A 22359-nucleotide genomic window follows, 5' to 3' on the forward strand; every position below is an offset into this window, starting at 1 on the left:
GCCATGAGGAGAGTGCTGCGCATGCCGTTGGTGGGGAGGCGTCGTGGCTGGGCGTCCGGTGCGCTCGTCGCCCTCACCGGCGCCGCGGTGCTGGCGTCCGCCGGGTCTGCCGGTGCCGAGGCCCTGCCCATCCCTCTGACTGGTCCGTCCTTGATCTCGGGCCACGGCTACGGCCACGGCCACGGCATGTCGCAGTGGGGCGCCTACGGCGCGGCCACGAAGGGTCTGACCCACCAGCAGATCCTGGCCTTCTACTACCCGGGTACCGCTCAGGTCACCACCGCTCCCGGACCGCTCCGCGCCCGCCTGAGCGGGGTGTCAACCTCCAGCCTCACCGTCGCCATGCGACCGGGTCTGAAGTTCGTCATCGGCAGCAAGGTCCTCGCCCTGGGGGGCGGTACGGCGAGCCAGCCCGTCGACCGGTGGAGACTGCTGGTCACTGCCGGTGCGCTCGACCTCCAGTGGCGCGCGGGTGGGGTGTGGAGCACGGGCAGCTCCTACAGGGGCCTGACCGGCACGCCCGGCTTCGTGAACCCGACAGCCACCACCGTTCGCGTCGAGCGGACCGACGGCACGCTGCGCGACTACCCGGACCGGGTCCAGGGGACGCTGAGCGGATCCTCGCTCGTCACGGTCAATGCGACCTCCATGGAGAGGTACCTGCGCGGCGTCATCCCCAACGAGATGCCCGCGTCCTGGCCGGCGGCGGCGTTGCGAAGCCAGTCCGTCGCGGCCCGGACCTATGCGGCGTATGAGCAGCAGCACGCCACGAGCTCCCTCTACGACGTCTGCGACACGACGTCGTGCCAGGTCTACTTCGGCTACGCCGACTACAGCGCCAGCGGCACCCTGACCAGCACGAGGACCCATCCCAACGCGGACGCAGCCGTGAAGGCCACCACGGGAGTGATGATCGCCTACCAGCACTATGTGGCCTTCACGCAGTTCTCGGCTGCCAACGGCGGGTGGATGGCAGCGGGAAGCGTTCCCTACTTGGTTGCCAAGGCCGACCCGTACGACGGGGTGGTGGCCAACAACGCCAACTCCTGGACCGTCTCCGACACGACGCTGCGCACCGACCTGCAGAACGCCCGCCCCGCCATCGGGACCCTCCACAGCGTGGTCGTCACCCGGGACGGGCACGGGGAGTGGGGTGGCCGCATCCGCGGCGTGACCCTGGTGGGCAGCAGTGGGACGGCCACGCTGCCCTGGGACGAGCTGCGCAGCCGGCTCGGCCTCAAGTCGGAGTGGTTCACCGTGACCAATGGTGACTTCCTGCGCAGGGACACCACGGCCAACGGCAAGGCGAGCGTGTTCGGCCGCACCGCCAGCGGCACGCTCTCGCGGATGACGCTGACCGGAACCGCGCTCAGCGCGCCCACGACGATGGGGACCGGCTGGAGCACGATGAAGCTCCTCGGATTTGCTGGCGACCTCAACGGCAACGGCTCGGGCGACCTGATCGCCCGGGACGCCGCCGACCGCTTGTGGTGCTACCCGGTTCCCCAGACCGGAACCCTCGGGACCCGCACCGAGCTGACCAACGTCCCGGCGACCCTGGACCGGATCACCGGCGTCGGCGACGTGACCTCCGACGGGCGCAGCGACATCGTGGGGCTCGACCCCGCCACCGGCACGCTGTGGCTGTACGCCGGCAACGGTGCCTGCGGCGTGGCGTCGTCACGCACGAGCCTCGGGGGGAACTTCAACCCCTTCGGCATCATCGTCGGGGCAGCGGACGCGAACCGCGACGGACGGGCCGACCTCTGGGCTCGCGACGCGAGTGGTGTGCTCTGGACCTACAAGTTCGACGGTGCCGGTCGGATCACGGGTCGCACCAATGCCGGCGGCGGCTGGAACGCGATGACCGACCTCGTGGCGGTGGGCGACGTGAACGGTGGCGGCGGAGCCGACCTGCTCGCCCGCGACAACACGGGCAAGACCTGGTTGTACCCCGGCAAGGGAGACGGGACGTTCGGTGTCCGCCTGAGCGTGTCGGGCGACGTCTCCACCATGACGATCCTGCGCTGACTGTCGGCGACCGTCGGCGACAGTCAGCGACAGTCGGCGGCTGTCGGCGACAGTGCGCGGGTTCAGCCGGCGGGTTGCGCCTGCGGCGCCCGGAGGTGCACCACGGTGACTCCGCCGTCGTCGTAGACAACGGTCCCGTACTCCGCCAGGCGAGGCGAGACCGGACCCGTGGCCTCGTCGGCCAGGACCCAGCGCACCCCCCGGGACCAGGCCGCGGTGGCGAGGGCCTGACTCGGCGCCGTGATGAGGGCCTGCTCGGACCGCAGCCTTGCGGGGTCCCAGAAGGGCATCCGTGAGTACCCACCGGTTGTCTCCCAAGCGTGGGCAAGGGAGCGGTCGGCGTAGGCCCACCCGCTGACGTCGACGCGCAGACCGGTGTAGGCCGCGACCGTGAAGTCGGTGGGGTTGCAGAGCCTCGTCCTGGTGATGATCCGCCACTGCTGGGCGCACACGTGGTTGGTGGCGACCACGTCGTCAGGGTGCGCGGCAGCGTGGATGCGCTGCGCGCCCTCGATGAAGGCCGCCGTGGTCAGGCTCGCCTTTCGGGCGACGGCGCTCCTCTCCCACGTGTGCCGGCGCTCGTCCGGGGACTGGTGATGGGCGCCCGTGACCGCGAGCCAGGTCGGCACCAAGCCGCAGGCGACGAGCGCGAAGGCGAAGACCGTGGCGAGGCGCCCGAGGACCGGCTGAGGGGGGCCCGTCCGGGGAGGGCGTGCCGCGAGCACCACCACGGCGGTGATCACGGTCAGGAGGCCAGCCAGCGCCAGGATGGGTCCACCCCACGCGAGGACCTGGTCGGACACGGCTACCCCGAAGCCGAGCCGGTGTCCGCCCGGTGGCCTCGTCGAGCGCCAGACCGCGAGGGGCGAACGCAGCCCGGCCCAGTCCGTCACGGCCGCTGTCGCCGCGACGGCAGCCACGGCGGTCGCCGTCATGACGACGACCGTCTGCCGCACACCTGCCCTTGCCCAGCGGGCCAGGGCGTCGGAGAATCCTGCTGCGGACCCCGCCAGCCCCAACGGGTAGGCCCCCACGATGAAGAACACCTCGCTCTGCCCCGGGTGGCGGGTCAGGAACGTTCCCGCGAGGCCGGCGAGGACCACCCCGCTGCAGAGGATCCCGGCCGGGTCCTGAGGTCGAAGTCGGCTGAGCCACCACAGCCCGGCCAGCCGGGGCAGGAGGGGCAGCGTCGCCACGGCTGCCGCCGCCAGGGCGACGGGAAGGCTGGCCGCCACCGCGCGGTTCTGTGCGTCCCAGGTGGCGAGGTCCGGCATCATCAGGCCCACCAGGAAGGACGCGTGGACGCCGGGCTGCAGCCGCAGTCCGTAGGACCCCCCCGGGTAGACGAACACCATGGCGAAGACCCAGGTGGCTGCGGTGACGGCGGCTGCCGAGGCGCTTCGCAGCACCCACGACCTCTCGCGACGGACGAGGCCGTATGCCGCCGCTCCCGCAAGTCCGCAGATGATGACCGGAGGTACCGACGACTTCGACCCCGCGGCGACCAGCGACATCACGGTGAGGCCCCCCAGCGTTGGGACCCAGCGGCTGCCGGTCGCCCGGAAGATCTCGATCGCCAGTCCCAGACAGGCGACGCCGGCGACCCAGCTCATCGTCTGGGTCGGGCTGACCTGCCAGTAGAGCCGGAGGGGGTCCGGGGTCAGGCCCCCTCCGTCCGCGTCGTACCGGCCCGCGATGCCGGTCGGCTGGACCCAGGCGGTGGTCAGGGTGTTGCCCACCACGCCGACCAGGAGGGCGGCGATCGCTGCTGCCGAGCTGCGTCCGGCGATCTGGCGCGCGACCGAGGCCGTGATGAGGACCAGGGCGAGCATGAGGCACACGGGAAACAGCCGGGTCACCACCGTCGCCGTGTCCAGGCCCTGGCCGAGATGGGCGGACGCCGCGTGGAAGAACCAGTGGTAGCTGCTGGAAGCGCCGGCGACCATCGGGTACGACGGCGAGACGCCCCGGGTGAGCTCGCCCGTCATGGCGACCTGGAACACCGAGTCAGGTGTGTAGGCGAACCCCGGGCCGGAGGGTCGGACCGGGACCGCGGCCAGCAGCGTCGTCGCAGTCCACAGCAGCGTGACCAGCATCGACCCCACCACGACGACGCCGGCGCCAAGGCCCCAGCCCGGCGCAGGTCGCCCGAGCAGCCTCCGGCGGGTGAGGGGGAACGCGAGGACGACCGCGAGGGCTACCGCGGCCCCCCACACCGGGTGGACGGGCCGACCGAGCGCTTGTCCTGCCAGCCATCCGAGCAGGGTGATCGCCAGACCGATGGGTGTCGACCACGCCACGTCGTCGAGGAGGGCGGCGGGTCGGTGGCGTGCCGCCCGGGCCACGGCAAGACCCGGAAGCATGACGGTCCCGACGAAGATCCCCAGCCAGCGCAGGACCGTGCCGAGGTCCACACCGGTCGCCACCTGAGCCCAGGCGAAGCCGGCGAGGGGGAGCGCCAGCCCCACTCCCAGGAGGAGACGACGAATGGGCTGCGCTCTGGCTCGGACAAACACGTCCTGAGTATCCACCGCGCCGTTGGGCGCAGCCTGAAGGACGGAGGACGACCCGCCGGACACCCCCTGGGCTGACGAGGCCGTCCCGTCGCTCACGCCAGGCCGGTGACGAAGTCGGGCTCGGTCTTCTCCCGGACCTCGTCCTCGGTGACCCCGTCGGCGAGCTCGCGCAGCACGAGGCCGTCCGCCGTGACGTCGAAGACGCACAGGTCGGTGATGATCCGCTGCACGACCCCGCGACCGGTGTAGGGCAGCGAGCACTCGTCGACGATCTTGTAGGACCCGTCCTTGGCGTTGTGCTCCATCAGCACGATGACCTTCTTGGCGCCGTGGACCAGGTCCATCGCGCCGCCCATTCCCTTGACCATCTTGCCGGGGATCATCCAGTTCGCGATGTCGCCCTTGGCGGAGACCTGCATGGCGCCGAGGATGGCCGCGTCGACCTTGCCGCCGCGGATCATCCCGAAGCTCGTCGCGGAGTCGAAGAACGACGACCCGCGACGCAGGGTGACGGTCTCCTTGCCGGCGTTGATCAGGTCCGGGTCCTCTTGTCCGTCAACGGGGTAGGCGCCGACCCCGAGGATGCCGTTCTCGGACTGGAGGACGATCTCGACGTCGTCGGGGACGTAGTTGGGGACCAAGGTCGGCAGGCCGATGCCGAGGTTTACGTAGGAGCCGTCGGACAGCTCCGCGGCCGCACGGGCGGCCATCTGCTCACGGGTCAGTGCCATCTCAGGCCTCCTGCGCGGTCGTCTGGCTGGTGGTGGTCGCGGGGCGGACGGTGCGGCGCTCGATGCGCTTGTCCTTGGCTTGGTCGGCGGTCAGGGGCAGCACCCGGTGCACGTAGATGCCGGGCAGGTGGACGTGGTCGGGGTCGAGCTCGCCGGGCTCGACCAGCTCCTCGACCTCGGCGATCGTGATTCGACCGGCCATCGCGGCCAGCGGGTTGAAGTTGCGGGCGCTCTGGTTGAACACGAGGTTGCCGTGCCGGTCGCCGCGCGCCGCCCGGACCAGCCCGAAGTCGGCGACGATCGCGCGCTCGAGGACGAACTCCTTGTCCTGCCCGTCGACCTCGAACACCTTGACCTCCTTGGGAGGTGAGGCCTTCGCGACGGTGCCGTCCGCGGCATACAGCCAGGGGAGTCCGCCGTCGGCGACCTGGGTGCCGGCGCCGGTCACGGTGTAGAAGGCCGGGATCCCCGAGCCGCCCGCGCGCAACCGCTCCGCGAGCGTGCCCTGGGGCGTCAGCTCCACCTCGAGCTCGCCCGAGAGGTACTGACGCTCGAACTCCTTGTTCTCCCCGACGTAGGAGGAGACCATCCGGGCGATCCGCTTGTCCTTGAGCAGGATGCCCAGGCCCCAGTCGTCGACGCCGCAGTTGTTGGAGATGGCTTCGAGTCCGGTCACCCCCGCATCGTGGATCGCCGCGATGAGCACGCTCGGGATGCCGCACAGCCCGAACCCGCCCACCGAGAGGGAGGAGCCGTCGACGATCCCGTCGATGGCTGCGGCCGCGGTGGAGACGACTTTGTCCATGGCGTGGACTCTAGCCGGAGGCCTTCGGTCGCCCTGCGTGGTCCCTCCCCACCGTTCCGGGTATGCCGCGTGGTGCCCCCATATGGGCCGGCGCACCAGCGTGCCGGCACATGGCGGCCCCGGCCCGTGCCGGCCCGTGCTGGCTGTGGCCATCAGCCGATCGGGGGAGGGGAGAACGAATTCCGTGGTTGTAGTTCTCCAGAGGCCCTTGTGACGGCTGTGCACTGGTGGGACAAATGTCCTGCCTGCTCAGGAAGTGACCCCTGGGGCTGGTGTCCAATTCGTCACCGCGGCTCGGGATCCGAGGCGCCATCCCCCTCTGGAGTGTTCCGTGTCGCGTGTCGTGCGTGCCCTTGGAGTCTTGGCCATCCCGGTGCTCACCGTGCCCGTCGGCGCGGCGACCGCGGATGCCGCGACGTCGGTGACGTCGGTGACGACGCCGAAGCCGCCGACCAAGGTGCTCCCCCCGGCGCTGGACATCGCCTCGCCGTACCAGGCGCAGCGGCTGTGCGACCCCAACGCCAAGCCCGGGGTCGTGTCCTTCGCGAAGCTCATGTCGGGCCACTACAGGCTCGGCAGCGCGGACTGGGGCATCGTCCGCAACTGCAACAGCGGCCTCACCGAGCACTCCGAAGGGCGTGCCTGGGACTGGATGCTCAGCGTCAACAAGCCGAACGAGAAGGCTGTTGCCGACGCCGTGACCCAGTGGCTGTCGGCACCGGACGCCCAAGGTCGTCCGGGCGCGATGGCCCGCCGGTTCGGGATCATGTACATCATCTGGAACCACAAGATGTGGCGCGCCTACGACCCCGCCAGGGGATGGGCCACCTACACCGGACCGGTCCCGCACACCGACCACATCCATTTCTCCTTCTCCTGGGACGGCGCCTACGGCCGCACGTCGTGGTGGACGGGCAAGGCGCTGACCACGGTCGACCCCGGCCCGTCCTCGACGCCCAAGCCCACGACTCCACCCCAGCCGCCGTCGGCCGTCTACTCGGTGCTCATGCCAGGAGCGACGGGCCCCGACGTCGCCCTGGCGCAGAAGGTCATCGGGACCACGCCGGACGGGGTGTTCGGGCCCAAGACGGCAGCCGCGCTGAGCGTCTGGCAGGGCAAGAACGGCGTCAAGGTGACCGGCCAGCTGGACCTGGCCACCTGGGCGAAGATGGTCGCCCTCAAGCTCATCCCGGCTCGCGGCGCAGCGACCACGCCCACCCAGCCGACCACCCCCAGCACGCCGACCACGCCGACGACACCGGCGAAGCCGCCGACGTCGACGCCCGCCAGCCCGCTCGCTCCCTACGCGAAGCTCACCCTGGCGCAGGGCGCCACGGGCCCCGCCGTCGTGGCCCTGCAGAAGGCGCTCGGCGTCACGCCGCTCGACGGAGCGTTCGGACCGAAGACCCACGCGGCCGTCAAGGCGTTCCAGACCCGGCGCAACCTGCCGGCGACCGGCATCGTCGGCCCCACCACCTGGGCCGCGCTCATGACGACGACCGCGACGACCGCGACGGCCTCGCGGAGCACCTCGTCCCCGCGCGTCGCCACCCCCTACACCGCCCTCGTCTCGACCGTCCTCAAGGCGGGCTCCCGGGGCGCGGCGGTCAAGACCCTGCAACGTGCCCTCGGCGGTCTCTCCGTCGACGGTGCCTTCGGGGCGCGCACCTCCGCTGCGGTCAAGGCCTTCCAGAAGGCCCGGCACCTGCCACAGACCGGGGTGGTGGACGTCAAGGTCTGGCAGGCACTGGAGAACCGCGACTACCCCTTGCGGGCCTACTACGGCACGGTGCTGCGGGTCGGCTCGCGTGGGGCTGCGGTCACGGCGCTGCAGAAGGCCCTGCGGATCCCCGCGGACGGAACGTTGGGCTCCAGCGACGAGGCGGCCGTCAAGGCCCTGCAGGGGCGGGCCAAGCTGGCTCGGACCGGCGTGGTGGCGACGCTGACGTGGCAGGCGCTCGAGGCGGAGCTGCGTCGCCGCTAGGGCTCCCTAGAGCTCCAGGGTGACGCCTTCCGACGCCAGCCTCCCAGCGCGACCTGACGCCGGCTCCGGGCCTCGTGAGAGCACCACCGAGCCGCCGGACGCCCAGGCCGCGAGCGCCAGCTCCAGCACTGTCCGGAGGTCGTCCGTGGAGGTGTGCACGCGGACGCCTCGGGCCCAGTCCCGTTGCGGCACAACATCTTCGTATGCCGTGTCAGTTCCCTTGTCGCTCAGCGCCGCGTCGCTGGGAGCCGGCTCCTCCCACGGGCTGAACTGGTCGGCATACGTGGACAGCTCGCGTGCCTCGTCCATGGCCCCGAGAGGGACCGGTTGGCTCGCGCTCCGCGCGAGGGCGGCCAGAGTGACGAGGACGGTGGGACCGGACCTGGCCGCGGCCACGGCGACGTCGTCGGTCACCACCAGGTCGTTCGGGTCAGTGGAGGTGTCGTCCGACGTCTCGTCGTCGAGGACCACCGTCGCGCCCACGGACCAGACGGCGAGCGCCCAGTAGAGGGAGCGCCAGTGTGGCGGCAGAGCCAGGCGAACCCGCGAGCCGGGAGCGACGTCCCACTCCTCCTGCAACGCGTTGGCGGCCTTGTTGACCCAGTTGGCGAGCACCTTGGCGCTCAGCTCGATGCGCTCACCCTGGGTGGGTCCCGGGGTGTCGTCGTAGAAGGTGACCCGCGGGCCGGCCGGGTCCGAGCCCAGCAACGCCGCGAGGACCTCCCCGGGTGTGGCGGCCATCAGGCCGTGTTGGCGATGTGCTCGATGAGCTCGGTCGTGGACACCGACGGGGTGCGCGGGAAGTAGACGACCTCGCACAGGTCCGAGACGAAGTCGAAGCGTCCCTTCCAGTCGTCTCCCATGGCGAGGACGTCGGCCCGGTGCTCGATGATGTAGTCGCGCTTCAGCTCGAGGCTCTCCTCGATGAAGACCGCGTCGACGAACTTCAGGCTGCTGATGATCTCCACCCGCTCGTCCTGGGAGAACACCGGTGCGCGACCCTTCTTGGCCTCGTTGAGCGCATCGGCAGAGACGCCCACGACCAGTCGGTCACCGAGCGAGGCGGCCCGTTTGAGGATCCGGATGTGACCGACGTGGAGCACGTCGAAGGTCCCGAAGGTGATCACGGTGCGGGGGGTGGCGTCGTCCTCGGCGCTGTCGGCAGCAGGCATGGCGGTGAGGTTATCGCGAGACCCGTGCTGGGCTCGCATCCTCGTCCACCCCTGACGACCGCAGCGGCGCGCGCCGATGGGCCCCCACCGGTGCACAGGTTGCGGACACGGGCGCAGTAGCGTTGCCGACCGTGAGCAGCCGCGAGTCCCGCAGCTACCCGTATGCCCCAGACCCCGGCGACCTCCCGCTCCTCCGGGGCGAGGCGTGGGGCGGCTGGTTCGTCACCCGCACCGTCGTCTGGTCGGGTCTTGTGCTGGTGCTCGGATCGGTCGCTGCGGCCCTGCTCGCCCTCGGCGGGCTGTGGTCACCGGTGGTCGCCATCCCCGTTCTGCTGGTGCTGGCGGTCGCTTCGGCGCTCGCCACGTCGCTCGTGCCGGTGCGTCCGCTCCCGGTGTGGTCGGCCACCGTGCTCGTGGTGTTGTCGCTGGCCGCCATGGTCTGGGCCGGGGTCACGCACTCGGAGCAGGTGCTCCCCAGGCGCGACTCGGGCTCCTACCTCCAGTCGGCGGTCCAGCTCGCGTCCGGGCACGCGCGACCCATCGCGGTCCCGCGCGAGTCCGTCGGGGGAGCCGACGTGCTGGCCATCGACGGCATCACCCTGGCGAGTCCGGCCTTCTACGCGACCGGGACCCCCCAGGACCCCAGCATCCAGCCACAGTTCCCGATCGGGGCCTCCGCCTGGTACTCCGTCGCCTGGTGGGTCGGGGGTTCGGCCGCCCTGGCCTGGGCGCCGGCCATCCTGTTCGGCCTCACCGTGCTGGGCGTCGGCTTGCTGGCCTCGACCGTCGTCGGCCCCCGGTGGGGCCCGCTCGCGGCACTGGGCACGGCGCTGCTCTTCCCGCTGGTCCATGTCGCCCGCGCGACCTACTCCGAACCGGTCGCCCTGCCCGTGCTGGCTGCGGGGCTCCTGACGATGGTGCTGGCCGCACGGAGCGCCGCTGTGCCCGACGTGGTCGTCTCGCGCCGTACGGCCCTCCTCACCGGTGTGCTCATGGGCGGGGCGGTCCTCATCCGGGTCGATGCCCTGCGCGAGGTCGTCCTGGTCGTGCCGGTCGTGGTCCTGGCAGCGCTGCAGCGGCAGGCTCATGCCCGGGTGCTCGGCGTGGCCACGGCCGTCTCCGGGACGGTCGCCCTCGGGCTCACCTGGCTGACGTCGAGCGAGTACCTCGGCAGCATTGCCGCTTCGCTGCTTCCGCTCGTGGCGCTCGGGGCGGCGGTGTGCGTCCTCGGCGCTCTCCTGCTCCACGGTGCCCGACGGGGCTGGGCCATGCCCGCCCTCGTCCAGGCCTGGTTGCCGCGCGTCCTGGCTGGAGGCGTCGTGGTGGTCGGACTCGTGCTGGCCAGCCGCCCGTGGTGGCAGGTCGTGCGTCAGTCCGCCGCGGACCCGGGGGCTCGCGTCGTCGCGGGGCTCCAGGCGCGTCAGGGACTGCCCGTCGACGGAGGCCGCACCTACGCCGAGCAGACCGTCGTGTGGCTGTCATGGTGGCTCGGTCCTGCCGCGCTCGGCCTCGCGCTCGTGGCGGCAGGGGTGCTCGCGCACCGGGCCGCGTCGGCCTGGGTCGACGGCCGAGAGCTGCCGGGCTGGACCGGACCGGCCGTCGTCGGGATCGGCTCCACCCTGCTCACCCTCTATCGGCCGGGCATCACGCCCGACCACCCGTGGGCGGACCGACGTCTCCTGATCGCCGTGCCCACGGTCGTCCTGCTCACCGTCGCCTGCGCCGCCGTCGTGTCGCGCTGGTCCACCCGCCGGCTCCCGTATGCCGTGAACGTCGCTGTGAGCATCGCCGTCGCCCTGGCCCTGCTGGTTCCCACCGGTCTCGCCACGTGGCCGCACGCGGACGAGCGGGTGGAACACGGCGAGTGGGCGGCCGTCGACCACGTGTGCGCGGCCCTGCGACCTGGTGATGTCGCCCTCATGGTCGACTCGAGGGCGGCGAACGAGTGGCCCCAGGTGCTGCGCGGCTACTGCGGCGTGGCCGCCCTGTCGACGACGTCGGCGCTCCGCAACGACCCAGCCCGCCTGGCCGCGGCCGTCGACCAGGTCCGAGGCGCCGTCGACGCCCGCGGGGGACGGCTGGTCCTCGTGGCAGCCGACTCGACCGAGGCGCTCAGCCGGCTGGGGCTGACCTCTGCCGTGGTGGCGGTCGACGCGCGGGTCGAGGAGGACGCCCGGCTGCTCGAACAACGCCCGGACTCCTTGGTGCCGCTGCCGATCCAGGTCTGGCTCGGCCGGCTCGGCTGAGCCAGGTACGCGCCGCGGGCCGGACCGCCCGACCGCCCGGGCTCACGGGCACGTCTCACGGGCATGTCTCAGGGGGTGAGCCGCCACGTGGTGGTCGTGCCATCCGGGCCCACCAGGCTTCCCCCTGCCAGCGCCTCCCGGATCAGCGCGCGGACCTGCTGTTCCTCAGGCTGCGCGGCATCGAACCGCACGGTGGCGACCACCTCGTCACCGGCCCTCGTGCTCGTCGTGTGATGGGGCCGGCGGCACGGACCATCGTGCTCCCAGTGCCCACAGAGCGCGGTGGTCACGGCCCCGCCGAGAGCGTTGACGTCGCCGCTGAGCGCGACCACACGGCATACCTCCTCGTGGCCCCAGTCGCGGTCGCTCGCCATGCGATGGAGCCTAAGACCCTGCGCCGCGCCCCGCCCGATCGCTAGCCTCGACACCGTGAGCCTCGACTTCCGCCCGCTGACCGAGTCAGACCTCGATGCGATGCAGGACGTGCGGGTCAGGGCTTTCGGACCCATGTCGGGCTCGGGCGCGCAGAGGTGGCGCGCCGTCAACGCGGAGCTGATCGTCGAAGGCCGGCAGTTCGGTGTCTTCGACGGGGGCCTGATGGCGGGCTGCGGCAAGGTGCGCGGGTTCGAACAGGTCTGGCACGGGAGGTTGGTACCCATGGCCGGGATGGCCGGGATCACCGTGCTGCCCGAGTTCCGCGGCCGCGGGGTGGGGACTCGGCTCATGCGGGGGCTGGTCGAGCAGGCGGTCACGCGGGGCGAACCCCTCTCGGCGCTGTATCCAGCCACGATCCCGGTCTACCGCCACCTCGGCTGGGAGCTGGCTGGGACGCAGAGCCGCTACGCGCTGAACGCAGCCCAGCTGCGGACCCTCGGTGGAGACACGCGGTTGCGCAAGGCAGGGACCGAGGACGTCCCTGCCCTGCGCGAGCTGTGCGCGACGGCGCTGCGACAGGGGCGTGCCAGCGGGCCGCTGCTGTGGTCCGAGAGCGAATGGCAGCGCCGGGTGACCGACCCCGAGACGTTCGTCTACCGCGCTGAGGACGGCGTGGTCGTGTACGGCTGGCACGGCACCGACCTCCTCGTCCACTTCCTGTGGGGTGCGACGCAGACCACCCTGCGCAGCCTGTGGGCAGTGGTGGGCTCCGGGTCGTCGGTGGCGAGGACGGTGCATGCCTATCTCTCGCCGGACGATCCGCTCTTCTGGCTGCTGCCCGAGGAGGCGGGGCACGAGGTGGAGCAGCACGCGTGGATGCTGCGGGTGCTCGACGTCGCACCCGCCCTGTCGGCACGCGGCTACCCCGTCGGTGTGGAGGCGGGTCTCACGCTGGCAGTGGAGGATCCGGAAGCCGCCACGAACACGGGAGCCTGGCGCCTCACGGTCGCGGACGGCCAGGCCGTGGTGGAGCACGCCCCGCAGGCCGACCGGCCGGCGCTCCGGCTGACGGGCCGCGGACTGGCGGCGCTCTACGCGGGTAGGCCGCTCGCCGCCGTCACGGCTGCCGGGCTGGCGGCCGACGTCGACCCGGCGCTGGCCGAGCTGGTGGACGCAGTGTTCGCGACGTCCACGGCCTACCTGACCGACTACTTCTGAGGCCGGCTCCTGAGGCCGGCTCCTGAGGCTCCCTCGCGACGGCCCGGCGAACCCGTCCTGGTCCCTTCCGGTCAGCTGCGCTTCGCGAAGGCGTCGGCGGCATGGCGACGGACGGCGGCATACGTGCCCTTGTCCGCAGCCACGATGATTCCCGGCGTGAGAACCGTTGGTGCGTAAGGCGTTCCGTCAGTGTGACCGACGAAACCGCCGGCCTCGGTGACCATCAGCGAACCAGGCGCATGGTCCCACGGGCTGTTGCGGGCGTAGAGGATGTAGTCGGTCGCCCCCTCCATCAGCCGGGGGTAGTCGACGCCGCAGCAGACCCACGAGCCGACCAGTGCCGGCAGCCGACCGAGCGAGTGACCGCGCAGCGGCCAGATCGAGGTGACGCCGTGCGGGGGGACGCCGTCCTCCACCGGCTCGCGGGTGACGCGTTCGCCGTTGCGATAGACGCCGGCTCCCTTCTCGGCGACCCACGCGACCTCGTGCTCGGGCTGCAGGATCCAGGCACGCACCGTTTCGCCACGGACGACTTCGCTGACCATGACGGCGTGGTCGGGGGAGCCGTGGACGAAGTTCTTGGTGCCGTCGACCGGGTCGACCGTGAAGGCGTGCTCCGCCCCGACGTAGCGGTCGAGAGTCGTCGGGTCGGCCGAGGTGCGCTCCTCGCCGAGGACGAACGCGCCGGGGAAGGCCGCCGAGAGCTCGCGGGTGAGGATCGCCTCGGACTCGTGATCGGCGATGGTGACGAGGTCACCGGGGTTCTTCTCCATCACCTCGCCGTCGGCCAGCGCCCGGAACCGCGGCGTGATGACCTCGGCTGCGACGGTCTTCATCAGGTCAAGCACCTGTTGGGTGTCCACGGGTCCCACCGTTCCACACCGGAGCCTCGGGTGGGCAACCGGTCCACGACTGGGATCTCGCGACTCTGAAGGATCGTCCGGACCCAGCCCCGGACGATCCTTCAGAGTCGCGGGGCTGTGGACAGCCGACCGCCCGCCACCGCCGAGCGGCCACAGTGGGCGGATGCCGATCGACTGGTCAACGCTGCGCCAGCACGCGAACCGCCAGTACGACCTGCTGACCCGTCGGCAGTGCCTGGCAGCAGGCATGACGGACGACGCGGTGCAGTGGCGCGTCACATCGGGGAGGTGGGTCCGGCTGCGCCAGGGCGTGTTCCTCACCAAGCCTGGCCGGGACGACTGGCACGTCACTGCGACCGCTGACCTGCTGCGGTGCCTGTCCGGCGCGCCAGCCGCCGATGCGGCCTTCTGTGGTCGCTCCGCCCTCTTCCTCTGGGGCTTGGAGAGCAGGCCACCAACGGTCACCGAGGTGGTCGTTCCCTACGAGCGGGCCATCGCCTCGGGTCCGACTCTGCGGGTGCGCCGTTCGGTCCGTTGGGAGGATCTCGTCGATGAGCGCGCATACCCGTGGCGCACAACGCTCCCTGCCACCCTCCTGGACGTGGCGGCCACAGGGACCGTCGTCGACGCGCTGTCGACCGTCGCCCGCGCGGTGCAGAAGGAGGTTGTCACGGTCGGCCAGCTCCGGGCCGAGCTGGCCAGGCGTCAGGGTCATCGCCACAGCCGCGTCCTCGGTCCCGCTCTGGCCGATGTCGAGGACGGCGCCCAGAGTGGTGCCGACGCGCTCTACGTCCGTGACGTCGAGCGCGCCCACCGTCTGCCCGTCGCAGCGCGCCAGGCACTCTCGGACGTCGGTCGTCGACGGTTCCATGACAACGCGTACGAGGACTATGGCCTGCTCGTCGAGGTCGACGGTCGGTTGGGGCACGAGCGGTGGGCGGACCGGGTGAAGGACGGACGCCGCGACCGCCAGCTGCTTTCCAGGGCGCGCGCCACCACGAGGGTCTTCTGGGCCGATGTGGCGGTCACGCCCTGTGACACCGCCGTCGACATCGGGGCGATCCTCCGGGCCCGCGGCTGGCCGGGCCGGCCGCGACCTTGCCGGCGGAACGGCTGCACGGTCCCGGTCCGCTGACCGTTGCCTGCCGGCCCGCGACTCTGAAGGACCCTCCGGACCCAGATCCGGAGAATCCTTCAGAGTCGCGGACTGGCGCACCGCCGCAGGCGGGAACAACGACGGGGAGCACGGGGGAGGTTTCCGACGGGTAGGCTCCTCGCGAGATGAGCGAGCACCCCAGCACCGGTCCAGTCGCCCCCGCCACGGAGCGCATTCCCACCGACCCCGAGCAGGCCCACAGCCCCGCGACGGAGCGCATGCCCGTCGCGCCCCAGCAGGTCAGCGCCCCCGCGACGGAGCTGGTCAGCACCGGTCAGCAGGTGGCCCCCACCACCCCGGGGGGTGACCTGCCCGTGCACCCGGCCGACGCGGCATACCTCCCGGCACGTGAGCCGGCGCCTGCCGCCCTGCCCGGCGAACCCGGCCACGGCAAGCCGTACGTCACCATCGTCCTGCCGTGCTTCAACGAGGCTGCGCACGTCCTCAAGGAGATCGACCGGATCACCGAGGCGATGAACGCCAGCGAGTTCACCTACGAAGTGCTCTGCATCGACGACGCCTCCACCGACGACACCCTCGAGGTGCTCCAGCGCGCCAGTCGCGACTACGCGAACCTCCGCGTGATGCCGTTCCGCCGCAACGGCGGCAGCGGCACCGCCCGCCGCATCGGCACCCAGCAGGCCCACGGCGAGATCGTCGTGTGGACCGACGCCGACATGACCTACGAGAACGAGCGCATTCCCGAGCTGGTCCGGATCCTGCGCGACGACGACTCCTACGACCAGGTCGTCGGCGCCCGGACCACCGAGGAGGGCACCCACAAGTGGGCCCGGATCCCGGCGAAGTGGCTGATCCGCAAGATCGCCGAGAAGCTCACCAACCAGACGATCCCCGACCTCAACAGCGGGCTGCGGGCGTTCCGGCGCGAGGTGTCCCTGCCCTACCTGCGCCTGCTGCCACCCGGATTCAGCTGCGTCACGACGATCACGCTGGCGTTCCTGAGCAACCAGCACGACATCAAGTACGTGCCGACGAGCTATGCCAAGCGCGCAGGCGTCAGCAAGTTCCACTTCGTCCGCGACGCCTACCGCTACATCCTTCAGGTGCTGCGCATGGTCATGTACTTCGACCCGCTCAAGGTGCTCATGCCGCCGGCCCTGTGGCTCATCGTCATCGGGTTGCTCAAGGGCATCGTGGACATGGTGCGGCACCCGTTCTACTTCCCGGCGAGCACCGTGCTGCTCATCGTCAGCGGCATCATGATCGGCTCGCTCGCGTTGCTGTCCGACCTCGTCGTGCGTTCCCGGACGGGCGTGTGAGCACGGTCCGGTATGCCGCGTTGCCGGCCAGCGTGACGCCACGCGAGGGCGCGCGGTCGGCCGGCGAGCCGGCACCGGGCGTACGTCTGGCGGGACCTCTGCCGGGACGTCCGGCGGGCAGTCCTGCTGGGCGAGTCCGGTGACCCCCAGCGCCGCGCTCAGGGTCGCGGTCGTCGGGCCCACCCACCCCTACAAGGGCGGGGTCGCGTCCCACACGACGAGCCTGGCGCACGAGCTGGCCGAGGCCGGTCACGACGTCACGCTCGTGTCCTGGTCGCACCTCTACCCCTCCAAGCTGTATCCCGGTGAGCAGGCCGTCCCCGGCGGCGCCCCCGACGTCGAGCCCTTTCCCCGCACCGTCCGCGCCCTGAGCTGGGCCCGTCCCGACACGTGGGTTCGCACCGGGCGCCGGCTGCGCACCTTCGACGTCGTGGTCGTCGTGCACGTCATCCCGGCAGTCGTCCCCGCCCACCTGGCACTGCTGAGGGCGGCCGGGGTCGGTCGCCGCAACGCCCAGCGGGGCGTTGCCCATGCGGGGCCACGCACCGTCGTGATCGCCCACAACGTGCTGCCGCACGAGACGCACCTGGGCGATCGTGAGCTGATGCAACGCTTCTTCGAACGCGTGGATTCCGTTCTCGTGCACAGTGATTCGCAAGCACGGATCGCCTACGAGCTCGGCGCGCCGCGAGTCTCGGTCACCGACCTCCCCCCGCACCTGCCCGGTGGCGCACCAGTGGAGCGAGCCGCCCACGACGGCCCGCCACGCCTGCTGGCGCTGGGGATGGTCCGCGACTACAAGGGTGTCGACCTGCTCATGGAGGCGCTCGCCGAGGTGCCCGGACCGACCCTGACCGTGGCCGGCGAGATGTGGGGCACCAGCGGCGAGCGCGTCAAGGAGCTTGCCCAGGATCCTCGGCTGCGCGACCGGGTCGAGGTCCACGGCGGCTACGTGCCGGCCGACCGGCTGGCGCCGCTGCTGGCGACCCACGACGTCCTGACGCTGACCTACCGCAGTGCCACGGCATCGCAGAACGCCCTGCTCGGCCAGCACCACGGACTGCCGATCCTGGCCTCCGACGTCGGCACGTTCGGCGGTCAGGTGCGCGACGGTGTCGACGGGTTGCTGGTGCCGCCGGGGGACAAGAAGGCGCTCGTCGAAGCCCTCCAGCGCCTCGCGGAACCCGGCTGCACGGACCGGCTGCGCGCGCAGGTCCGTCCTCCCGACCTCTCCGGGCCGTGGGCGCGGTACGTCGGGACGATCGAGGCCCTCGCCGCCGTCGAACCGGCCGCCGAGGCTGACGAGCCGGGGTCCGAGCCGGGGGCCGAGCCCACGGCCACCGGGGCGGCCGCCGTCGTCGGGCACCTGAGGCACCGGGCGGCGAGCGTCGCGCGCACCGTCATCGCCGCCTCGCGTCCCGAGGTGGAGCTCGGCCGTGGCGACCTGCCCGAATGGGTCCACGCCTCAGACATCCTCGCCGACGGCCACGATGCCGACGAGGCTAAAGCCTTCGCCCGCAGCCTCGGACTGCCCCGGTGCAGCGACGCGATCGCGGCCTGGGCAGCCCTGGGCGCTCTGGCTGCCATCGTCCGGGTCCGCGACGACGGCCGCCGCAGCGCCGTCATCGTCGACGAGTCGGGCAGCCGCTCGCCCTTGTCCAAGTGGGCCCGAGCCATCGGGTTCGTGCCCGTCGAGCTCGAGCTCACCGGTCGTCGGTCGTCGGTCGAGGTCCTCGACGTCGACACCGCGTCGCTCGACGTCATCGTGCGGTTGCACCCGGGAGGCTGCGACGCCGACGACATCGACGAAGCGATGAGCCAGGCGTCCTGGGCACTGAAGTCCGGCGGTCTGCTCTGCGTGACCCTGCCGATCGGTCACTCCGGAGCCGAGGGCGCGCTGGGCCCCGCCGACGTCCGTGCTGTCCTGGCCCGCTCCCACGACTTCGGGTTCGTGCTGGTCGGCGACCTCGACGGCGACCTCGCCGGACGCATGCGGATGGCGTCCGACACCTCCACCCGCACCGACGCGGCATACGGGTTGCTTCGTCTCACCCTGCGAAGACGCTGACATGACGGAGAGCCCACGATGACCCGATCCCGCGTGTTCACCCTGTTGCGAATCCTGTTGGCACTGCTCGTCGTCGCGGCTGTGTCGATCGCCGTCGCGCGCAACTGGCGAGCCGTGTCGGCCGACATCGACCGGATCGACGCGGGGTCCTTCGCGCTCGCAGCCCTGCTGGTCTGCCTGCCCCCGCTGCTCACTGTGCTGGGGTGGCGCATCCTGCTGGCCGACCTCGGGTCGCCGCTGCACGTCGCGCCCGCGGGCGGGGTGTTCTTCGTCGGCCAGCTCGGCAAGTACGTGCCCGGTGCCGTGTGGAGCATCGTCGCGCAGGCCGAGATCGGTGCGAGGCTGCACATCCCCCGCCGCCGCTCGGCCGTGGTGGCGTTCGTGACGGTCGCGATCGCGGCGATCTGCGGACTGATCGTCGGCGTCCCGGCCCTGCCCCTGCTCATCACCCGGGACGACTCGGCGGCGGCAACGGGCTGGATGGTGCTGCTCGCCATGCCCCTGTTGGCCGTCGTGCTGTGGCCGCGGCTGCTCAACTGGGCCATCGCGACAGTCCTGAGGATCCTGCGGCGCGAGCCCCTGGAGCGAGAGCTCTCGGGCCGCGCCGTGCTGTCGGCGACGCTGCTGTTCATCGGCGCGTGGGTGTGCTCCGGCCTGCACGTGCTCGTCCTCGCACGTGCCACGAGCACCGACTACGAGAGCGGCCAGCTGGTGCTCGCGACCTTGTCGGGCTTCGCGCTGGCGTCGTCACTGGCGATGTTCAGCGTCATCCTGCCCGCCGGCGTGGGCGTCCGCGAGGGGGTGATGGTGCTCATCCTTGCGCCGGTCACCTCGACCTCAGCGGCGACGGCGGTCGTGGTGATCTCGCGGTTCCTCACGGTGGCGGCCGACGTCCTCTTCGCCCTGCTCGGCTGGGCCTACGCGCGGTCGCACCACCTGTTGACCTCCGCCCAGGAACGCGAACACGACCACATCGTCGTCGACCCCGCCGTGGACGTTGCCGCCGACGGTGCACCCGGGGAGCAGGCGCCCGGCCCGAGGCAGGCCCGGTCATGAGCGGCGAGGGCACCGGACGCGAGGAGCAGCTCGCCTACTCCGAGCTCATGGACGCCATGCTCGACGAGCGGAAGCGGCGCCAGAAGGCCCAGAAGATCCTGGCTGTCGTCCGGCACGCCCTGGGCCGCGACGACCTGACTGGGCTGCGTGCCCTCGACGTCGGCTGCTCGGCGGGTTTCATCGCCGACGAGCTCGCCCTGGCAGGCGCGCACACCACCGGCGTCGACATCGACGAGCCCGGACTGGTGGCCGCCCGTGAGCGCTTCGGCGAGCGGGTCGAGTTCAGCCTCGCCCGTGGTGAGGCCCTGCCCTTCGAGGACGGCTCGATGGACGTCGTGGTGTTCAACCACATCTACGAGCACGTCGTCGACCCCGAGTCGGTCGTCGCCGACATCCACCGCGTGCTCAGTCCCACCGGCGTCCTCTACCTCGGCATCGGGCACCGTCACCAGGTGGTCGAGCCGCACTACAAGCTGCCGTTCCTGTCCTGGCTGCCGCAGGGCGCCGCCGACCGCTACATGCGGCTCACCCGGCGGGGCGAGCACTACTACGAGCACTACTACTCCCGAGCGGGGCTGCGCCGGCTGTTCGGCGCCTTCGACGTGTGGGACTACACCCTGCCGGTGCTGGCCGACAGCCGTGCCTTCGCGGGCACGGACCAGATACCGCAGTGGGTGTCGCGCGTTCCCGCGCCGCTGCTCGAGAGGGCAGCGCCGATGGCCCCGACGTACATCTGGGCCGCCTTCAAGGACGCCTCACCCTCGGGCCCGGCGCTGCGCGTCAGCCCCGTCCACCTCTGACGGTTCTCTCCAACCCGCGCCCACCCGACGCAGGTATGCCGCCCACTGAGGCCAGTGGGCGGCATACCGAGGTCGTGGGTGGGCTTGCGGCCTGCTGGGCCGTTACTGTGCGCCCGGCTCCTGGGTGTCGTCCTTGGGGAACTTCTTGACGAAGTCGACGACGACCTGGCCGGAGATGTCCCCGCAGAGCTGGCGGTGACCGGCGTCCTTGGCCCAGTGGACGAGGGCGTACGGCTTGTCGGCGGGGAAGGCGCCACGGCTGGCGTCCCACTCGACGACCTTGAACTTGCCGCTCGAGTCGCTCAGCTTGTTGCCCTGGTCGGCGATGTCCTTGAGGAGGGTGGTGTCCTTCACCTTGGCGCCGTCGTACCAGAGGATGGTGTAGCCGTGCTCGAGGTTGTGGACCAGGGTCTCGAGGACGGGGCGGTCGGTCGCGGTGTAGAAGTCGCGGCCGCTGACGTCGGGGCTGACGAAGTGCGGGCCGTTGCTCGGCGGGATGGTGGCGTACTTCACCGAGGTCTCGTCGGGCTTCTGCGTGCCCGGACCGACGTGCTCACCCGAACCGGCGTTCGCGTCGGTCGTGACCGGGTCGCACTTGGCGGCGGCAACCGAGGCTCCCAGGTTGGGCAGCTGCTTGGCCTTGGCGTCGTTGATCGCGTAGAGGACGACCCCCGTGAGACCCGCGAGCAGGACGAGGCAGCCGACGACGATGCCGGCGACGACCTTGCGTTCCTTCGCCTTCTGCTGGTTCTGGATCTCGGCCAGTCGGGCCTTGCGGTCCTGGCTCACGCGCTTGTTTGCCACGGGTTCCTCGGGTGGTTCGGGGTCGGGACCCGCAGAGTCTACGTGGCCCGCCTGCGGACCCTGTCACCCCTACGCGCAAGACTGACGGCATGTCCCCGACGGCCGAGACGACCCGTGTCTGGCGGCCCGGGCGCCCGACGTCGGTCGGCCTGATCGTCTCGGCATTCCGTCGTGGTGGCGCCGATCCGACGTCCCAGCCCGACCGCGGTGAGGGCTGGTGGCTCGGCCTTCCCACGCCCTCGGGGACCGCGACGCTGCGGCTGGTTCAGCGCGGCGACGTCGGTGAGGTCGTCGCGACGGCGTGGGGCGACGGCGCCCAGTGGGCCCTCGACCAGGTGCCTGCGCTCCTCGGTGGGGATGACGACGACAGCGACTTCGTGGCGCACCACCCGCAGGTGGCCACTGCGTGGAAGAGGTATGCCGCGTGGCACGTGCCGCGCTCCGGGCTGGTGATGCACGCGTTGGTGCCGGCGGCGATCGAGCAGAAGGTCACCGGGCAGGAGGCCTTCGGGGGCTACCGCAGGCTCGTCCACCGGTTCGGCTCCCGCGCGCCCGGGCCGGGGGAGGAGCGGCGGCTGTGGGTGGCGCCGACGGCCCAGGAGTGGGCGGGCATCCCGTCCTGGGAGTGGCTGGGCGCTTCGGTCGACGGCGCCCGGTCCGCGACGGTGGTGCGGGCGGCGCGGGTGGCCGGCCGGTTGGAGGAGAGTGCCTCGTTGCCACTGGCTGAGGCCCGCCGACGACTTCGCTCGGTGCCGGGCGTGGGGGTGTGGACGGCTGCCGAGGTGGCCCAGCGGGCGCTCGGCGACCCCGACGCCGTGAGCTTCGGCGACTACCACGTGGCCAAGGACCTCACCTGGGCCCTGCTCGGAGAGGTCCGCGACGACGAGGTGCTGGCCGAGCTGCTCGAGCCCTACCGCGGCCACCGCTACCGGGTGCAGCACCTCCTCGAGCTGTCCGGGGCCAGCCGGCCCCGGCGTGGCCCGCGGATGGCGCCGCGCACCCATCTGCCCACCCGTCGCTGACCCCTCCGCGCCGGGACCCCTCCGCGCCGGGACTTGTTGCTCGCTCGTGGTCCCCGGACCCCCGAGTCGACCGCTCTGTGACCATCAGCCGGCAACACGTCGCAGCGGGCCGGGACTGGTTGCTCGCTCGTGGTCACCGGACCCCCGAATCGTCCTCTCTGTGACCACCAGCCGGCAACACGTCGCAGCGGGCCGGGACTTGTTGCTCGCTCGTGGTCACCGGACCCCCGAA

At 71.6% G+C, this 22359-nt stretch carries 18 protein-coding genes; 10 read left to right on the forward strand and 8 right to left on the reverse strand.

What is annotated here, in order from left to right; all coding sequences use genetic code 11:
* The first annotated feature begins 3 nt into the window (after positions 1–3).
* Entirely contained in the window at positions 4–2031 is a 2028-nt protein-coding gene (locus AC1DXJ_RS07840) for a SpoIID/LytB domain-containing protein (RefSeq protein WP_477636760.1), read from the forward strand.
* Positions 2032–2093: 62 nt separating this feature from the next.
* On the opposite strand, the gene AC1DXJ_RS07845 is transcribed toward AC1DXJ_RS07840, so the two are convergent.
* From AC1DXJ_RS07845 to AC1DXJ_RS07855, 3 genes are all read right to left on the reverse strand, one after another.
* Positions 2094–4547, reverse strand: coding sequence for a hypothetical protein (locus AC1DXJ_RS07845; protein ID WP_477636761.1), 2454 nt, complete (start codon positions 4545–4547; stop codon positions 2094–2096).
* Between the two features lie 92 nt (positions 4548–4639).
* Positions 4640–5278 carry a CoA transferase subunit B gene (locus tag AC1DXJ_RS07850; protein ID WP_477636762.1) on the reverse strand — a complete coding sequence of 213 codons (639 nt, stop codon included), beginning with the start codon at positions 5276–5278 and terminating at the stop codon, positions 4640–4642.
* Position 5279: 1 nt separating this feature from the next.
* On the reverse strand, positions 5280–6083 hold the full coding sequence (locus tag AC1DXJ_RS07855) for a CoA transferase subunit A (protein ID WP_477636763.1): 804 nt from the start codon (positions 6081–6083) through the stop codon (positions 5280–5282).
* A 331-nt stretch (positions 6084–6414) separates the two neighbouring features.
* On the opposite strand from AC1DXJ_RS07855, the gene AC1DXJ_RS07860 reads away from it, so the two are divergent.
* On the forward strand, positions 6415–8067 hold the full coding sequence (locus AC1DXJ_RS07860) for a peptidoglycan-binding domain-containing protein (RefSeq protein ID WP_477636764.1): 1653 nt from the start codon (positions 6415–6417) through the stop codon (positions 8065–8067).
* Between the two features lie 6 nt (positions 8068–8073).
* On the opposite strand, the gene AC1DXJ_RS07865 is transcribed toward AC1DXJ_RS07860, so the two are convergent.
* Both AC1DXJ_RS07865 and AC1DXJ_RS07870 read right to left on the reverse strand, forming a co-directional pair.
* On the reverse strand, positions 8074–8808 hold the full coding sequence (locus AC1DXJ_RS07865) for a TIGR03089 family protein (protein ID WP_477636765.1): 735 nt from the start codon (positions 8806–8808) through the stop codon (positions 8074–8076).
* Positions 8808–9239: an FAD synthase family protein gene (locus AC1DXJ_RS07870; RefSeq protein ID WP_477614976.1), complete on the reverse strand. Its 432-nt coding sequence runs from the start codon at positions 9237–9239 to the stop codon at positions 8808–8810. The genes AC1DXJ_RS07865 and AC1DXJ_RS07870 overlap by 1 nt, the downstream gene beginning before the upstream one ends.
* A 131-nt stretch (positions 9240–9370) precedes the next feature.
* On the opposite strand from AC1DXJ_RS07870, the gene AC1DXJ_RS07875 reads away from it, so the two are divergent.
* A complete protein-coding gene (locus AC1DXJ_RS07875) occupies positions 9371–11485 on the forward strand; it encodes a hypothetical protein (RefSeq protein WP_477636766.1) in 2115 nt (704 codons plus the stop codon).
* A 68-nt stretch (positions 11486–11553) separates the two neighbouring features.
* On the opposite strand, the gene AC1DXJ_RS07880 is transcribed toward AC1DXJ_RS07875, so the two are convergent.
* Entirely contained in the window at positions 11554–11859 is a 306-nt protein-coding gene (locus AC1DXJ_RS07880) for a hypothetical protein (RefSeq protein WP_477636767.1), read from the reverse strand.
* 55 nt (positions 11860–11914) lie between these two features.
* Here AC1DXJ_RS07880 and AC1DXJ_RS07885 point away from each other — a divergent pair, with 55 nt between their 5' ends.
* A complete protein-coding gene (locus AC1DXJ_RS07885; RefSeq protein WP_477636768.1) occupies positions 11915–13078 on the forward strand; it encodes a GNAT family N-acetyltransferase in 1164 nt (387 codons plus the stop codon).
* A 71-nt stretch (positions 13079–13149) separates the two neighbouring features.
* Here AC1DXJ_RS07885 and AC1DXJ_RS07890 read toward each other — a convergent pair whose 3' ends face one another.
* Positions 13150–13941: an inositol monophosphatase family protein gene (locus AC1DXJ_RS07890; RefSeq protein ID WP_477614980.1), complete on the reverse strand. Its 792-nt coding sequence runs from the start codon at positions 13939–13941 to the stop codon at positions 13150–13152.
* A gap of 163 nt (positions 13942–14104) precedes the next feature.
* Between AC1DXJ_RS07890 and AC1DXJ_RS07895 the strand changes: the two genes are divergently transcribed.
* The 5 genes from AC1DXJ_RS07895 to AC1DXJ_RS07915 all read left to right on the forward strand — a co-directional run bounded on the left by AC1DXJ_RS07895 (position 14105) and on the right by AC1DXJ_RS07915 (position 20301).
* Positions 14105–15076 (forward strand): type IV toxin-antitoxin system AbiEi family antitoxin domain-containing protein, encoded by a 972-nt coding sequence (locus tag AC1DXJ_RS07895; protein WP_477636769.1) that lies wholly within the window; start codon positions 14105–14107, stop codon positions 15074–15076.
* A gap of 146 nt (positions 15077–15222) precedes the next feature.
* Positions 15223–16377 carry a glycosyltransferase family 2 protein gene (locus AC1DXJ_RS07900; RefSeq protein WP_477636770.1) on the forward strand — a complete coding sequence of 385 codons (1155 nt, stop codon included), beginning with the start codon at positions 15223–15225 and terminating at the stop codon, positions 16375–16377.
* Between the two features lie 139 nt (positions 16378–16516).
* Positions 16517–18445: a glycosyltransferase family 4 protein gene (locus AC1DXJ_RS07905; protein WP_477632495.1), complete on the forward strand. Its 1929-nt coding sequence runs from the start codon at positions 16517–16519 to the stop codon at positions 18443–18445.
* Between the two features lie 18 nt (positions 18446–18463).
* Positions 18464–19501 carry a lysylphosphatidylglycerol synthase transmembrane domain-containing protein gene (locus AC1DXJ_RS07910; protein WP_477632496.1) on the forward strand — a complete coding sequence of 346 codons (1038 nt, stop codon included), beginning with the start codon at positions 18464–18466 and terminating at the stop codon, positions 19499–19501.
* Positions 19498–20301 carry a class I SAM-dependent methyltransferase gene (locus AC1DXJ_RS07915; protein WP_477632497.1) on the forward strand — a complete coding sequence of 268 codons (804 nt, stop codon included), beginning with the start codon at positions 19498–19500 and terminating at the stop codon, positions 20299–20301. The genes AC1DXJ_RS07910 and AC1DXJ_RS07915 overlap by 4 nt, the downstream gene beginning before the upstream one ends.
* Before the next feature lie 102 nt (positions 20302–20403).
* Here AC1DXJ_RS07915 and AC1DXJ_RS07920 read toward each other — a convergent pair whose 3' ends face one another.
* Positions 20404–21105: a DUF3105 domain-containing protein gene (locus tag AC1DXJ_RS07920; RefSeq protein ID WP_477632498.1), complete on the reverse strand. Its 702-nt coding sequence runs from the start codon at positions 21103–21105 to the stop codon at positions 20404–20406.
* Between the two features lie 89 nt (positions 21106–21194).
* On the opposite strand from AC1DXJ_RS07920, the gene AC1DXJ_RS07925 reads away from it, so the two are divergent.
* Entirely contained in the window at positions 21195–22127 is a 933-nt protein-coding gene (locus AC1DXJ_RS07925) for a DNA-3-methyladenine glycosylase family protein (protein ID WP_477636771.1), read from the forward strand.
* The last annotated feature ends 232 nt before the right edge of the window (positions 22128–22359 follow it).

It is taken from the genome of Pedococcus sp. P2_D9 (assembly GCF_056404275.1).